The 14,892-nt window shown below is 64.9% G+C and carries 12 protein-coding genes; 7 read left to right on the forward strand and 5 right to left on the reverse strand.

Going from position 1 to position 14,892, the window contains the following annotated elements:
* Positions 1-4: 4 nt before the first annotated feature.
* Positions 5-799: a bifunctional hydroxymethylpyrimidine kinase/phosphomethylpyrimidine kinase gene (thiD, locus tag ACO48X_RS00075; RefSeq protein ID WP_484999350.1), complete on the forward strand. Its 795-nt coding sequence runs from the start codon at positions 5-7 to the stop codon at positions 797-799.
* Positions 800-960: 161 nt separating this feature from the next.
* Here the strand turns inward: thiD and dnaB are convergent, their stop codons facing one another.
* Positions 961-2,319 carry a replicative DNA helicase gene (dnaB, locus tag ACO48X_RS00080; RefSeq protein ID WP_484999352.1) on the reverse strand — a complete coding sequence of 453 codons (1,359 nt, stop codon included), beginning with the start codon at positions 2,317-2,319 and terminating at the stop codon, positions 961-963.
* 436 nt (positions 2,320-2,755) lie between these two features.
* On the opposite strand from dnaB, the gene ACO48X_RS00085 reads away from it, so the two are divergent.
* On the forward strand, positions 2,756-4,105 hold the full coding sequence (locus ACO48X_RS00085) for an MATE family efflux transporter (RefSeq protein WP_484999354.1): 1,350 nt from the start codon (positions 2,756-2,758) through the stop codon (positions 4,103-4,105).
* Between the two features lie 126 nt (positions 4,106-4,231).
* On the opposite strand, the gene ACO48X_RS00090 is transcribed toward ACO48X_RS00085, so the two are convergent.
* The 3 genes from ACO48X_RS00090 to ACO48X_RS00100 form a co-directional block, all read right to left on the reverse strand.
* Positions 4,232-5,119 carry an NAD(P)-dependent oxidoreductase gene (locus ACO48X_RS00090; protein WP_484999356.1) on the reverse strand — a complete coding sequence of 296 codons (888 nt, stop codon included), beginning with the start codon at positions 5,117-5,119 and terminating at the stop codon, positions 4,232-4,234.
* Between the two features lie 163 nt (positions 5,120-5,282).
* The gene (locus ACO48X_RS00095) at positions 5,283-5,780 is read right to left on the reverse strand and encodes a nucleotide-binding domain containing protein (protein ID WP_484999358.1); all 498 of its coding nucleotides are present in this window, start codon (positions 5,778-5,780) and stop codon (positions 5,283-5,285) included.
* Positions 5,747-6,712 carry a four-carbon acid sugar kinase family protein gene (locus ACO48X_RS00100; protein ID WP_484999360.1) on the reverse strand — a complete coding sequence of 322 codons (966 nt, stop codon included), beginning with the start codon at positions 6,710-6,712 and terminating at the stop codon, positions 5,747-5,749. Before ACO48X_RS00100 ends, ACO48X_RS00095 begins: the two co-directional genes overlap by 34 nt.
* A 636-nt stretch (positions 6,713-7,348) precedes the next feature.
* On the opposite strand from ACO48X_RS00100, the gene ACO48X_RS00105 reads away from it, so the two are divergent.
* The 4 genes from ACO48X_RS00105 (at position 7,349) to ACO48X_RS00120 (ending at position 12,325) form a co-directional block, all read left to right on the forward strand.
* Positions 7,349-8,503, forward strand: a complete 1,155-nt coding sequence (locus ACO48X_RS00105) for a trypsin-like serine peptidase (protein ID WP_484999362.1) — start codon at positions 7,349-7,351, stop codon at positions 8,501-8,503.
* A 9-nt stretch (positions 8,504-8,512) separates the two neighbouring features.
* The gene (locus ACO48X_RS00110; RefSeq protein ID WP_484999364.1) at positions 8,513-9,097 is read left to right on the forward strand and encodes a hypothetical protein; all 585 of its coding nucleotides are present in this window, start codon (positions 8,513-8,515) and stop codon (positions 9,095-9,097) included.
* Positions 9,098-9,445: 348 nt separating this feature from the next.
* Entirely contained in the window at positions 9,446-10,609 is a 1,164-nt protein-coding gene (locus ACO48X_RS00115; protein ID WP_484999366.1) for a trypsin-like serine peptidase, read from the forward strand.
* Between the two features lie 579 nt (positions 10,610-11,188).
* Positions 11,189-12,325 (forward strand): trypsin-like serine peptidase, encoded by a 1,137-nt coding sequence (locus tag ACO48X_RS00120; protein ID WP_484999368.1) that lies wholly within the window; start codon positions 11,189-11,191, stop codon positions 12,323-12,325.
* Positions 12,326-12,641: 316 nt separating this feature from the next.
* Here ACO48X_RS00120 and ACO48X_RS00125 read toward each other — a convergent pair whose 3' ends face one another.
* Entirely contained in the window at positions 12,642-12,797 is a 156-nt protein-coding gene (locus ACO48X_RS00125; protein WP_484999370.1) for a hypothetical protein, read from the reverse strand.
* Between the two features lie 183 nt (positions 12,798-12,980).
* Between ACO48X_RS00125 and ACO48X_RS00130 the strand changes: the two genes are divergently transcribed.
* The gene (locus tag ACO48X_RS00130; protein ID WP_484999372.1) at positions 12,981-14,891 is read left to right on the forward strand and encodes an ABC transporter ATP-binding protein; all 1,911 of its coding nucleotides are present in this window, start codon (positions 12,981-12,983) and stop codon (positions 14,889-14,891) included.
* The last annotated feature ends 1 nt before the right edge of the window (position 14,892 follow it).

Below are 14,892 nucleotides of genomic sequence, written 5' to 3' on the forward strand. Positions count from 1 at the left end.
CATTATGGTCACGTACGCCTATGTCATTGCCGGGTCTGAAGCGACCGGCGGCGCCGGAATCCAGGTCGATCTCAAAACTTTCCACCAGCTGGGCGTCTATGGCATGGGAACCCTGACGTGCATCGTCTCCGTCGATCCGAAGAACGACTTCAACCATCGTTTCGTCCCGATCGCCCCCGAGCTCATACACGACCAGATCGAGGCCGCCCTCGGAATTCGGGACATCGACACGGTGAAGATCGGCATGCTCGGAACGCCGGAGACGATCGACGTCGTCGAGGAAGGGCTCAAGAGCCAGGGGTGGAAGAACGTCGTCCTCGACCCTGTGCTCATCTGCAAGGGCGGGGAGCTAGGGGCATCCACGGACGAGGCCCTGAAAGCCAAGATTCTCCCGCTCGCCACGGTGGCCACGCCGAACTATTTCGAGGCGTGCACGCTGGCCGGGATGGACAAGCTTGAAACGATCGAGGACATGACGGAGGCCGCACGCAGGATCAGCGCCCTCGGCCCGAAGCACGTGGTCGTCAAGGGCGGCGTGGACTTCCCCGGGCCGGACGCCGTCGACCTGCTCTGGGACGGCGAGAAGGCGGCCGTGTTCGCCGAGCCGAAGATCGGCGAGTACAAGGTCTCCGGAGCGGGCTGCACGCTGGCGGCGGCCGTCACCGCCGAGCTCGCCAAGGGCGCGGCGATCGAGGACGCCGTCCGCGTCGCAAAGGACATGGTGACCGCGGCCATCAAAGGCAGGGTTCCCGCTCGCACGACCTACGACTGGGCGTGGCAGGGGGCCTACCGCGGCTGATTGACGCGATGCTTCGGCGGCGCGGCTGAATCGTGCCGCCACCCGCCCCGGCGGCCCCGATGGACGTGCCGCCGGGACGGCTTTGTCCGCGGCGCAGAGGCGTCAACCGATTGCGGCACGCTCCGCTGCGGCACGGCGACGCCGCCGACGTCCTTCCGCGGTCAGTCAGCGACCTCCGCAAAACGCGAGAAATGCCCCTGGAACGCCAGTTCCACGATCCCCGTCGGGCCCGAACGCTGCTTGCCGATGATGATGTCGGCCATGCCCTGCTTTTCCGTGTTCTCGTTGAACATGTCCTCGCGGTGGATGAGAAGCACGACGTCGGCGTCCTGCTCCAACGAGCCCGACTCGCGAAGGTCCGCAACCTGCGGGCGCTTGTCGTTGCGCTTTTCCGAATCTCGATTGAGCTGGGCGACGGCGACGATCGGTATCTCAAGCTCCTTGGCCAAAAGCTTGATCGAACGGGAGAACTCGGAAACCTCCTGCTGGCGAGACTCCACCGACTTTCCGCCCGACGTCAACAGCTGCAAATAGTCGATGACGATGAGCTGAATGTCGAACTGCTGCTTCATCCGGCGCGACTTGGCGCGAATCTCCCCCATCGTCATATTCGGCGAATCGTCTACGATGAGGGGCGCCTGCGAGATCTTGTCGAGGGTTCGGGCGATCTCCTGCCAGTCCCGGGTCTCCAGCTCGCCCTTGATCATCCGGTCGAGAAACACACGGGATTCGGCCGCGAGCAGCCGCATCGAGAGCTCCGTCCGGTTCATCTCCAACGAAAAGTAGGCGGCGGCCTTGTTGTTGTGGACGGCGCACGAGCGGCAGATGTCCATCGCCAAGGTCGATTTGCCGCCGCCCGGACGCGCCGCGATGATGATCATCTGGCCCGCGCGCAGCCCGTTGAGCTTCGCGTCAAGCTCCGAAAAGCCCGTGGGCACGCCGTCCAGCCCGCCGTCGCGGTTCGCGTTGCGCTCCAACTCCTCGTAAAGTTCGGGAACCACCTGTTCGAGGGTGACGTAGTCCGTCGAATTGCGCTGCTCCGAAACCGCGAAAACCTCCGACTGCGCCAGATTGACTAGGCCCTCGACGTCCGCGCCGTCCGTCGTGTATCCAAGCTGGACGATCCGCGTTCCGACCTCCACAAGGGAGCGCAGTTGCGCCTGCTCGCGCACGATGCCCGCGTAATATGCGGCATTGGCGGCCGTCGGGACCGTCGCCACAAGCGTATGAAGATAGGGAAGGCCTCCGATGCGCTCCAGTTCGCCCTTCCTCTTCAGCTCGGCGCCGACGGTCACGGCGTCGGCGGGGTCGCCGCGTCCGAACAGCTCAACGACGACGTCGTACACGGAGGCGTGCGCCGGCCTGTAAAAGTCCGTGGAGCGGAGAATCTCGATGACGTCGGCGATGGCGTCCTTCGACAGCATCATGCCCCCTAAAACGGACATCTCCGCATCGACGTTCTGCGGCGGGACCCGCTCGAAAGAGGAACCGCCCTGAGCCCCCTCGCTCACAATGCTCACATTGGCCTCGCTTATCGGTGATCGACACGGTGGACAGCCAGCGACGACGCGGGAATTGGCCGGTGATGGAATTGAGTTTGACAGCCCATGCCCGCCCTCGCTTTCGGCCATCCAAGGGTATCGCCCAGGCGTCCGTCCACAAACTCGTATCACCCCCAGTTGTGGATAACTTGTGGAGACACGCCGCCGACGCTGTGGGCGGCATGTGGACCCCATGTGGATATTGCATGCCGAGAATCCACAGACTGCGGCTTCTCTGTCCACATCTGTGGACAACAGGGGTGAGAAGCCCTCGATTCCGTCCCCAAGTCTGTCCACAGGAGTGGAAAGCGGCGGCGGCCGACCGCGAGATATCCACGATGGTGAGACACGCCCTTACCTCAAGTTGCACTTGAAGTTACTGGCCTGCCTACCTCCGCGGGGTTAGTCTAGCCGGGTGACCTCACCCGACCGCGGACGGATCCTCGACCGTCAAATTCGTGCATACGCCCTGCCTTCGCTCGCCACTCTGCTGGCCGAGCCTCTGCTGCTCGCCTCGGACACCGCGATGGTCGGGCACCTCGGCACGCTCCCGCTTGCGGGGCTGTCGCTTTCCTCGACGATCATGTCGACGGTCGTGGGCCTGTGCATATTTCTCGCGTACGCGACGACGTCGGCCGCCGGAAAGCTCGTGGGAGCGGGCAGGCGAGGCGAGGCGGCCCGGCAGGGAATCGAGGGAATGTGGCTCGCCCTGGGCATCGGCGCAGGGCTGGCCCTCGTCCTCTTCGCCTTCGGGGAGCCGGTCTTGAGGCTCTTCGGCCCGGACGCAGCGACTCTCGCGCAAGCCGAACGCTACCTTCGCGCATCCTCGCCCGGCCTTCCGGGGATGCTCCTCGTCCTCGCCGCAACCGGCACGCTTCGCGGTTTCGGAGACACGAAGCGGCCGATGTACGCCGCGACGGCCGGCGCTTTGGCCAACATCCCCGTCAACTACGCCCTCATCTATCCGCTCGGCTGGGGCGTCGCCGGCGCCGGTGCCGGAACGGCGATCGTCCAGACCGGAATGGGCCTGTGGATGGCCTGGCAGATATCGAGAATCGCCCGCAAGGAGGGCGCGTCGCTCATGCCCACCCGCGGCGGGATCGTTTCGGCGCTGGGCCAGGCCGGCCCGCTCATCGTCCGAACCCTGTGCCTGCGCGCGGTCATGCTGGCCGAGATCGCCGTGGCCACAGATCTGGGAGCCGAGTCTCTCGCGGCGAATCAGATCACGATGACGGTCTGGCATTTCGCCGCCTACGGGCTCGACTCTCTGGCAACCGCGGCGCAGATCCTCGTCGCCACCGCCATGGGGGCGTCCGAAGGCCGCGCGGACGCCGTGCGCGAAGTCCTCGATCGCTGCCTGCGCTTCGGCGTCGTCACGGGGGCGGTTCTCGGCACGGCGCTCGCCGCGGCGAGCTTTGCGCTGCCATCGGCTATGGGCGCGGAAGCCGGAGTCGGCGGCTTGGCGACGCTCTCTCTCATCGTCGCCGCATGCTGCCTGCCCGTCGCCTCCGTCGCCTACATCCTCGACGGCGTCCTCATCGGCGCCCTCGACACGCGGCGGCTCGCCTGGTTCATGCTCGCCTCGCTTGCGATCTTCGCTCCGGTCGCGTGGGCCCTCGGGCGGGCGCACGCCGTGTGGCCAGGAGTGCCCACCTCGCTCCTGTTCGCCGCCCTGTGGACGGCCTACGCGGGCCTTTTCATGGCCACCCGCGCGGTCACGATGCTGATCCGCGCGCGCAGCGGGAGGCCTTTCGAAAAGCCCTGACCGGCCCGCCGGCTGTCTGCGCGCCCAGTGCCCTTGCTGCACCTGGCCGAGGGCCGCGGCCGGCCTCGGCCCTCCACGTCTTGAGCGACGGCACGCTCCGATCCTCCGCGCAAGCCGGCTTGCGCCTCAGCCCTCCGAATCCGGGGCGAGAACACGGATGACCGTCGAATCGTCCATGGCCCCCTGACCGCGCACATACCCCATGAGGTAAAGCTGTTCGGCGGCAGCCGCCACGGGAACGGCCATGCCCGCGTCCTTCGCCGCGGACGTCACGATTCCCATGTCTTTGACGAAAATGTCCAAGCGCGAGGCGACGTCGGGGTCGCCGCCCTCGTAGGCCTCGATGGCGCGAGGCCCGCGATGCCCCAGCATGAACGACTCCGCGGCCCCGGACATCAGCGCTTCGAGCGCGGTGCGCTGATCGAGTCCAAGCTTGCCCGCGAGCGCGAGGGCCTCTCCCGCGGCCGCGATGTGCACGCCGCACAAAAGCTGGTTGACCGTCTTGAGAGCCTGGCCTTTGCCCGGCTCGTCGCCGACGAGAACCAGCTTGCCGGCCATCGCCTCGAGAACCTCGCGGACTTTCTCGAAATCGCGCGGGAGGGCTCCGCATGCCACGAGGAGGTCGCCTTCGCCCGCGCGAGTCGGCCCGCCGGAGACGGGGGCGTCCACCAGCCCTATCCCGTCTTTTTCCAGCCGGGCGGCGACTGATTCGGCCGCCGCGATTCCCACAGTGGAGGTCAGAATGACGACGGCGCCCTTGGGAAGAGCCGCCACGATTCCCCCTGGGCCGTAGAGCAGGGCCTCGAGTTGGGCGGCGTTTCGCACGGCGACGAGGGCGACGTCGGCCCCTTCGACCGCCTCCGGCGTGCCGGCCGCGACCTTCAACCCGGCCTTTTCGGCCAGCTTGCGCCGTTCGTCCGAGACGTCGTAGGCGAGGACGTCAAAGTCCTTTGCGAGCCGCGTCGCCATGGGAAGCCCCATCGCCCCCAGGCCGAGCACCGCGATTCTGGTCATGTTCTCTCCTTTCGCATCCGCCGTTCGGGCGGATCCGACGCACATGTGCGTCCTGTTCGATCTGTTGCGCGGGCCCGCCGGCCCGCTGCGCGGGTTGTGCTTGCGGCGAAGGCCTTGCCTGCCAAGCGGGTTCGTCGGCCGGCTGCGCGATTCGGACCTCCCGCTAAGCGAGTTTGTCGACGACGTCGGCAAGCGAGGAGGCCGTCCCGACGTTGCCTGCAAAGACGATGTATGGGATTCCCGCGGCCGGACCGTCCTGGCCGGACCACAGCGAGACGATTCCCGGGAGCATGGGGCCCACGACCGTCGCGCGCCGAATGCCGAGGCCCTTGGAGGCGACGTCGGAAGACGTTATGCCGCCCTTGGCGACGACGAAGCGGGGCGTCGCCCGCGCGAGGACGCCCTTGACCGCCTCGACGACCGCCGCCGAGACCTTCCGGGAAATCGCGAGCGAATCGCCCGCGTCTGCGCCCGTGACGAGGGTCCGCGACGTGCGCACTGCCACGTCGCCCTCTTTCAGGCCGGCGGCCGCGGCGTCGATCAGCTCGGACAAGTGCGGGCCTCGGGAGGAGGGATCGACGACCTTCGCCACGTCGATCTCCAACTCGAGGGGGCGGCGGCGGGCCCTCAGCTCGGCCAGCTGGCGGGTGGTGAGATCCACGTGCGAGCCGACGACGACGAGACCGCCGGCGGCGAATTCCCGGTCGGCCCGAGAGGCCTCGACTTCCTCGGGGGTGAGAGGACCCCCTGTCCGACCCTCGCGCGGACGAAGGGCGGCCCGACCCTGTAAACGAAGCGCGAGCCGGCCCGCTCCGCGCGGATGAGCGCCAGGGCAAGCTGGCGCAGGTCTTCCTCCTCGACGGCGTCCACGACGATCGGCCGGGCGTCGCGCGCCGAGGTCAGCAGGGCGACCGCCCCGTCGAGGTCGGTGCGCAGAGTCTCAATGTCGAGCACGAGCACGTCGGAGGCGGGCACGGCCCCGCCCGTTTTTTCCTCGACCCATTCGGCCAGGTTCGACGCCGCGTATCCGAAGGTCGCGTCGCGCGCGAACTCGGTCTCGCCCACGGGCAGATAGCCCTCCTGCGGATCTCCTGCGTAGTGCGTGCCATGGACGGTGATCCGCCCGGCGTCGCCGAAGGCGGGGACCACCACTATGCCGTCTGCGCGGGCTCCCGTCGCGGATCTCAGGCATTCGGCTATCGTGTTCGGCTCCAGCGGGAAGTGGCCGCGCAAAGTCGAGTCCGAACGGGAGACGAAGGCGACGTCGGCGCCGCCCGCCTCAGCCGCTTCGACCGCCGCGGCCACGGCCTCCCGGTTGACGCGTTCGGCGTCCTCGGGGGCGAGCGAGCGCGAATTGGTCATGACGTACACGGCCGGGGCGCCCGTTTCGAAGGCCCAGGCGAAATCGCCGACCTCCCAAGACGTCAGAACGGGAAGGCCCGCCACCGACTGGGTCCCGGTGGGGTCGTCGTCGAGGACCACGTACACGGGCCGCATCCCGCTCGCTTCTTGCGCCCGGACGACGTCGCCCGCCGAAACCGGGGGAACCGGCGGGAGGCTGCCGAGCAATCGATCGCGTGATAAGCGGGGCATCGTCACTCCTTCGTGTCGCATCGCCCTTCGGCGAGGGCTTCGGGATAGCTTATCCCCCGATCGCGGCGGGCCGCAAAACACTTCGGCTCCACCTCGCGCCTTTGGGCGTCATGGGACCCGCCCGGACGGGGCGCTCGGCCGCCGGCAAGGGCTCCGTCGGCCCCATAAAGCCTTCGGCGCGGCGGCGATTCGGGCGCCGTTGCCAGGCCTTCCATGCACATTTAAGTGTTCAAAGATTCAAATCGGTATCACACTTACGATATCAGCTTTTCCTGGCAAGAGATCTGAGGCTTGTGCTCGTTTCGATCGCCCTTGCCTCTATCGGAGCATCCCGGGGTTTGACGCTTCGTGCGCAAATTTATCATAGCTTTACAACCCGATCTCCCGGGGCTTGTCAGAAGCCGGACCACAAGGGTAACTTGTAAAGACATAGTCAAACGGAGTCGGCGACGTCGAATCCAGACTTGCTTTTTCACAATATGGGTTGGCTTCGGCCGGTTCCAGCGACCTCGCGTCGACGTCGATCGCCCCCGAATAGACAGGCGTTCACGCAACGCCGAAACTATGCAAACAGTTTCATTGTACGCACACGCGCCCGAGCGGTGTCCGCCGCCCTCGGGGTGAAAGTAGGTAATTTTGAGCAAACGACGCATACTCACACGCACTACGGCCGCAGTTGCGCTCGTCATGACGATTCCCGTTGCGGCCTCGCACGCCGACAACGGCTCGAAAGGCGATTCCACCGCGGCATCCTCGCCGTCGGCGTCGGCGGCTTCGAACACCGTCAGCGTGACGGCGCCCATCGCCAAGGCCGACGGAACGAAGGTCGTCACCGCCCGCACGGCATCGCTTCAAGCTCGCAAGTCGGCCCTCGCCAAGAGCGACACTCCGGCCAAGAGCAGGAAACAGCAACAATCCCAAGCCTACAAAACCGTTGAGGAGTACTGGACCCCCGAGCGAATGGCCAAGGCCAAGCCGGCGCCTGTTCTGAGCTCCGATTCCGTCAAGGCCTCGGCCGAGAGGAACGTCGCCAAAGCCGAGCAGGCCCTCAAGAACGGCGACAAGCTCGCCAATGACAAGCTTTCGCGCGCCAACGGCAGGATTTTTTATCGCGGCGACGACGGCGCGGACTACGCATGCACCGGTTCGGCGGTCAGCAGCCCGACGAAGCGAATCGTCGTCACCGCCGGGCATTGCGTCCACGGCGGCAAGGGCCACAAGTGGCACACGAACTGGATGTTCGTTCCCAGCTATGACAACCACAACAAGCCGTACGGCACCTTCCACGCCCAGTACATGCACACTCTTCGCGATTGGGTGAACAACGGGGACGACCAGACCAGCGGAGCTCGCAAGTTCAAGGGATACGCCTCCGACGTCGCCTTTGTGACAGTCAAGGACAACGAACAGGGCAAGCACCTCACGGACGTCGTCGGCGGGCACAAACTCGTGACCGGCAAAACCTCGAAGTTCAACGCCACCGTGTTCGGCTACCCCAGCAACTTGAACAACGGCGAAAGCCTGCAAATCTGCAACGGGAACACTTTCGCATTGCAGGGCGGCGACAAGCTGAGCTTCAACGGCGTCAAGGGCTGCAACTTCGGCCCCGGGTCCTCCGGCGGCCCCTGGCTGGAGAACTACAACGGCGTCACTGGCACCGGTGAGATTCGCTCGGTCACCTCGTTCGTCGAGACTGAGGCGTCCGCGCCTACGAAGTACATCGACAACGGCGGCCCGCACTTCGACAAGCGTGTCAAGGGCCTGTTCGACCTTGCCAACAACGACAAGTGACATGCGCTCATGACAGGCGCAGTTAACCGGCTTCGCAAATGGGCGATTCTGCCGATCGTCGCATTGCTTGCGGCATCGGGATGTTCGAAGGGCCCTTCCTCGAACCCGTCGTCCACGGCAAGCCAGCCGTCCTCGGCGAACGCAAGTTCGCCTGTGCCTTCGGCTCCCAGCGAGCCGGGCCCCGAAGGCACAGGAAGCGAAGGCGGGTCCGCCGATGCGTCGGCGTCCAGTTCGAGCTCGTCTGCGGATGGGTCTGGGTCGCCCCCGAGCGGCTCAGACGCATCGACGGGCAACGACGACAAGTCTCGCGACGATCTGATGAACGAACAGATCGCCCCGTGGTCGAGGTTCGAGCAGATCGCCCCCAACCGGCTGAAGTTCTACTTCGCCTCGGGCACGGAGAGATGCTACGGGACCCGGGTCGCAGTCAAAGAAACAGACACAAGCGTGGAAGTCGCCACCGTCATCGGCCGACTTCCCAACGCCCCGAGGGAATGCACTTTGGAGTTGCGCAAGGCCTCGGTGACGGTCAAGACCGACAAGCCCATCGGCGAACGCAAAGTCCGCCACCTCGAGGGCATTCAACTCCATTGACCGACCGGGGCGGCGTCAAACGCGCAACATGTAGAGCATTCGTTTCGACGCCGCCCCGTTAGACTTCCTCGTCGGGGGAGGAACACACTAGGGTCGGCCCACGCGGCACCCCGAAAAATATAATGTCCGCCGGCCCAATGCCACGCGGCGCAATTGGAACGCATCTGGAAAGATTTCAGCCTGTCTCAGCGCTGAATTCTAAGCGCACCGGCGCCCTTGGCGGCAATTTCAGGGCGAATCGCAGGCAATTGCCCACGGTTTCGCTTTTGAAAATTGCATTAATCGCATACAACACGACGCTACAACAAGACTCGTGCACCCTGTGCACGGGGGAAAGCAGGTTGTTTCATGAGTAAACGCCATATACTTCCGCGCGCAGCCGTCGCCGTCGCGCTTATGATGTCCGTTCCCGTCGCCGCCTCGCACGCCGACAGCGGTTCGAAAGGCGATTCCTCGGGGAGTTCGACGTCGCAATCGAGTTCCGCGAAAAAGGGAAAGCCGGCCTCCGACGGGTCCGGCACAGTCAGCGTGACCGCGCCGGTCACCAGGGCCGACGGCACGAAGGTCGTCACCGCCCGCCCCGTCTCCGCCGCCGAGCGCAAGGCGGACCTCGCAGCGAGCGACTCGCCCGAGGAGATGGCCAAGGAGCGGGAGACGGAGGCGTATAAGACGGTTCAGGAGTACTGGACTCCCGAGCGCATCGCGAACGCCAAGCCGGCGCCGGTCAGATCGTCCGGCGCCTCTTCTCAGAAGTCGCTCAAAAAGAGCGTGGAGAAGGCCAAGAAGGCTTTGCAAAAGGAAGAGAAGCTGGCCAACGACAAGCAGATCGCCCATGCCAACGGCAAGGTTCTCTACTACGACGACAAAAAGGGCAAAGACTACGTCTGCTCGGCCTCGGCCGTCGACAGCCCCACGAAGAGAATCGTCGTCACCGCCGCGCACTGCGTCCACGGCGGCAAGGGCGGCACCTGGTACAGCAATTGGATGTTCGTTCCCGCCTATGACAAGAAGAACAGGCCTTACGGCACGTTCCCGGCCTACCACATGCACGCTATGGACGAGTGGCAGCGGGAGGCCGATCCCGACCATGGAAAGGGGTTCGAGTCCGACGTCGCCTTCGTGACGACGAAGAACAACGAGCGCGGCCAGCGCCTGGTCGACACCGTGGGCGGACACAGGCTGGTCCTCAGCGACCGGACGGACTTCGACACGACGATCATCGGCTATCCGCAGAACGTCAACGGCGGCGAGACGATGGAGGTCTGCAAAAAAACCACGAGGCGCATCGTTAACAACGGGTTCCCCTTCCTCCAGGTGTGGGGATGCGGTTTCGGGGGCGGCGCCTCGGGCGGCCCCTGGCTCGAAAACTACGATCCAAAGACGGGGTTGGGCGATGTCCGTTCAATCACCTCGTACAAGCCGAGTGACGAGAACGACGTGTCCTATATCGGGGCGCCGATCTTCGACAATCGGACCGCCGACTTGTTCGCGAAAGCCAACAACGACCGATGACGGGCGCAGGGGCGTGCGGCGTCCGGCAGCCGCGGAACACAAGTTTTGAAGAGTGTGGAAAGAGGTCCCAGGACCACAAATTGGATTCCGAGACCCGAAGAACAGATCAATCGGGCCCCGGAACCCTTAGAACGGAACGGCGATCGCTGCGACGGGTAAATCAATAGTCAGCGAACGCGCATCCGACCGTTCCAGGCTCAGCGGCTCAAAGACACAAAACCGCATCGCCTGACATTGCGCCGACTAAGCGGGTGGTGCTGTGCACAAAACAATTTGTGCACAGCACCACCCGCAACATTTGCACCGAAAAGCGAAGAATATATCTTCCAATCTCATCGAAAGCATTTGTTCGGCTGTTCTTTATAATACATGATTATATCAAAGTTGTCAAAACCGTTGACGCGAGCGCTTTCTTTGTTCTACGGTCGATTGCATCGGAACGGCTGGCCGCAAGGCTTCGGCGTCGGCCCTTCCGAAGGACATGATCGACAAGATCTCGAAATACTGCACTGTTCAATTCAGACCACACCGACGAGCCCGAACAGTGCCGGGCCAATCGGAACGAAAGCAGGTTAATCAATGAGTAAACGCCACACTTTTTCACGCACCGTCGTCGCGTTCGCTCTCGCCATGACGGTTCCCGTCGCCGCCTCGCACGCCGACAGCGGTTCGAAAGGCGATTCCTCGGGGAGTTCGACGTCGCAATCGGGCTCCGCGCGCACAGGGAAATCGGCCTCCGCCGCATCGGAGACCGTGAGCGTGACCGCGCCAGTCACGAAGGCCGACGGCACAAAGGTCGTCACCGCCCACAAAGTCTCCGCGGGCGAACGCAAGACGGCCCTTGCCTCGGGCGCCCCCACCGGTCGCGCCGCCGAGCGCGACGCCGCGGCGCGCAAGGCCGTCCGGGAGTATTGGACGCGCGAGCGCCTTGCGAGCGCAAAGCCCATGCCTCTGCCCAGCGGGCCCAAGGCCGACAAATCCTCCCTCCGCAAGGGCGCTGCGAAAGCCGAACGGACCCTCAAGGCGGACAAGGCCGCCGGCAAAACGACACGAGTGAACGGAAAGGTCTTCTTCAACGACGATCGGGGCGGCAAGTACGAATGCTCGGCCTCGGCGGTGGACAGCGCCTCGAAGAGGGTCGTCGTCACCGCCGCGCACTGCGTCTATGCAGGGAAGAACAAATACTTTTCGAATTGGATGTTCATCCCCGGATACGACAATGGAAACAAGCCCTACGGCACGTTCCAGGCTCAGCACTTCCACGTGCTCCAGGACTACATCCACCGCGGCAACGACGCGGGAAGCGATTGGAACTCCGACGTCGCCTTCGTGACGACGAAGGACAGCGAGCAGGGCAAGCGCCTCGTGGACGCCGTCGGCGGGCACAAGGTCGTGACCGGGAAGACCACCGAGTTCAACGCGACTATCTTCGGCTACCCCCACAATATCGACAAGGGCCTGACCCTGCAGACGTGCAGCAAGATGACCAAGGACACGTGGGCCAACCGCAAATACCACTTCCATACCGTCACGGGATGCAATCTGAAAGAAGGCGCCTCCGGCGGACCTTGGCTGGAAAATTACAATGAGAAAACGGGGGTCGGCGAGATTCGCACCGTCACATCGTTCGGGTCCGAAACCGAAGCGTATCTTGGCGGGCCTCGTTTCGACGATCGCGCGAAGAAGCTGTTTGAGGAAGCCAACAGTGACAAGTGACCTCGCGCGAGCCGGGACCGGGAACGCAAAGGCTTGCGAGCGGCCAAAACCGAGCCTGGCGTATCCAAGGACTCAGTGAGGCGGAAGGCGCCGGGCGGTGCAGTTCATCGAATCGCCCGGCGCCGCCGGGTCGGCCGTTTGCCCAATCACGGTCGCACGTCCTCGCGCAGCTCGCTCAGCCGCGAGGCCGTCAGATCGATCCGCCGCAGATCGGCTTCGATGTGAAAAACGCATGATCGGCGAGAAGGACGTCGGCGAGGCTGCCTTCCCTCTTGGCCTTTCGCAGTTTCCTCATGCGGCCCGTGTGCTCCGCACTTTAGACGTCGAGAAGCCTTTCTGCGTCGTCGTCGAGCATCAAAGCGATGATCGTCCTGGCGAAGAGATTCGACCGCAGAGGACCTACGGGAGCGTCGAGCGTCGCGAGCCATTGGGAAATGCGGTCGCGCCCTTCAAGCGTACATTCGTCTCGCACGTCTCAAGAAGCAGCCCGAACGCAGAAAGCGCATATCGGAACCCCCGCCCCTTTCCCAACTGGGCGCGCAGGCGTAGAGTTAGGGCAACCTAACTATCTGGGCGCCTCGACTGCTGAGCGGCGGGCGGATCGGAGACGGACGCAAGGCGGCCCCGCGCACGGGTCGGAAGGGAGACGGTCGGGATGACCGTATGGGAGCTCATTGCACCCGCAAAAAGGGCGATGCTCGTATCCGCCGCCTTGACGGGGCTCGGCGCGGTTTTCTCGATCCTGCCCTACGTGGCGCTCACGGAGATCGCCGCCGGCCTTTTGGGCGACGCCTCAGCTTCGACGCTCTGGCGCTGGGCCGCCGCGGGCATTGTCGGAATCGCCGCCGGAGGCTTTCTGTACAGCGCGGGGCTGGGACTGACCCACGTGGCCGAGGCGGACCTGCGCTACGATCTGCGCCGTCGGCTCGTGGCCACGCTCGGCCGCATTCCGCTGGGGGCCGTCGATCAGACGTCCTCGGGAAAGATCAGGAAGATAGTCGCCGACGACACGAGCTCGATCCACACCCTCGTCGCCCATCTCGCCGGCGACGCGACCAACACCGCCGTAGCCTTCCTCGCCGGCTTCGCCTATCTCGTGTGGGTCGATTGGCGCATGAGCGCGATTCTGCTCGCCGTCTGGGCGCTCGTCATGATCCTCGTCGTGAGCTTGACGTTCCGCGGGCTCGAGGGCTTGACGGAAGGCTTCTCCGAGGCTCAGGGGCGCCTTTCGGCGGCAACTGTCGAAATGGTGGAGGGCATCAAGGAAATCAAGAACTTTCAGGGCGCAGACGCGGCGCACACCCGTTTCACGAAAGCGCGCGAGCATTTTTCTGACCTTTCCTTCTCCTGGACCGCGAAATCCGGCAAGGGCATGGCGTTCCTCAGCTCCTTCTTCCAGCCGGCGGTCATCTTCGCCACCGTCGCGCCCATCGCCGTCTGGTTCGTCGACGCCGGATGGATCGACGCCGCCCACACCCTCCCATTCTTCATGGTCGGTTTGGGAATACCGGCCGGGCTCGTCCAACTGGTCCAGATGATGCAGCACCTCTACGAGGCCCGCCAGGCCGCGGTGGACACCGCCGCCGTGCTTTCGATTCCTCCGATGCCCGAAGGCAAGGATTCGCAAGCCGAAGGCCGAAACGCGGAGACAAAGGGCTCGCACGCAGCGGAAAACGGGAACGACGGGCGTGGCGAAGCCACGGCAGACCCCCGGGCGGGCGGCGCTTCCGTGAGGCTGACCGACGTCGTCTTCGGCTACGACCCGGAGAGCCCAATCATCCGCGGCGTTTCCTTCGAGGCGCCCGCCGGTTCGGTCACCGCGCTCGTCGGCCCGTCGGGCGGCGGAAAGACGACCCTTGCCCGGCTGATCGCCCGGTTCTACGACGTCGACATCGGAAGCGTGGCGATCGACGGGAAGGACGTGCGCGATACGAGTTTCCAGTGGCTGCTCTCGCGCGTGGCGATCGTGCTCCAAGACGTCGCGCTGGCCCACGACACCGTGGCTGCCAACATCGCCCTCGGCAAACCCGACGCCACGCAGGCGCAGATCGAAGAAGCCGCCCGCGCCGCACAGATCCACGACCGAATCCTCAGGCTTCCCCGGGGGTATGACACGGTGATCGGAGAAAAAGGCGGCTTGCTCTCGGGCGGGGAGCGCCAGCGCCTGACGATCGCACGAGCCTACATCCAGGATGCGCCGATACTCATCCTCGATGAGGCGACGGCCCAGTCCGACCCGCGCTCCGAGCGGGAGATACACCGCGCCCTCACGAGGCTTTCACGCGGGCGCACCGTGATCGTCATCGCCCACAGGCTCGCGACAATCGCCGGCGCCGACGCCATCCTGACGGTGGTCGACGGAAAAATCGCCGAACGAGGCACACACGAAGAGCTCCTGCGTGCGGGAGGGGTTTACGCGGACATGTGGAAACACATTGGCGGAGCCCCTCAGACAGATGCGGAAGGCGCCGCTGCCGGGCAAGAGCCGGCGGCAAAGGAATCGCCGACGAAGTGCCCGGCGCCCGCCGAAACAGCAGAAGCCGACGTCGAAAGGGAGGACGGCTGAG

The organism is Peptidiphaga sp. (assembly GCF_057238965.1).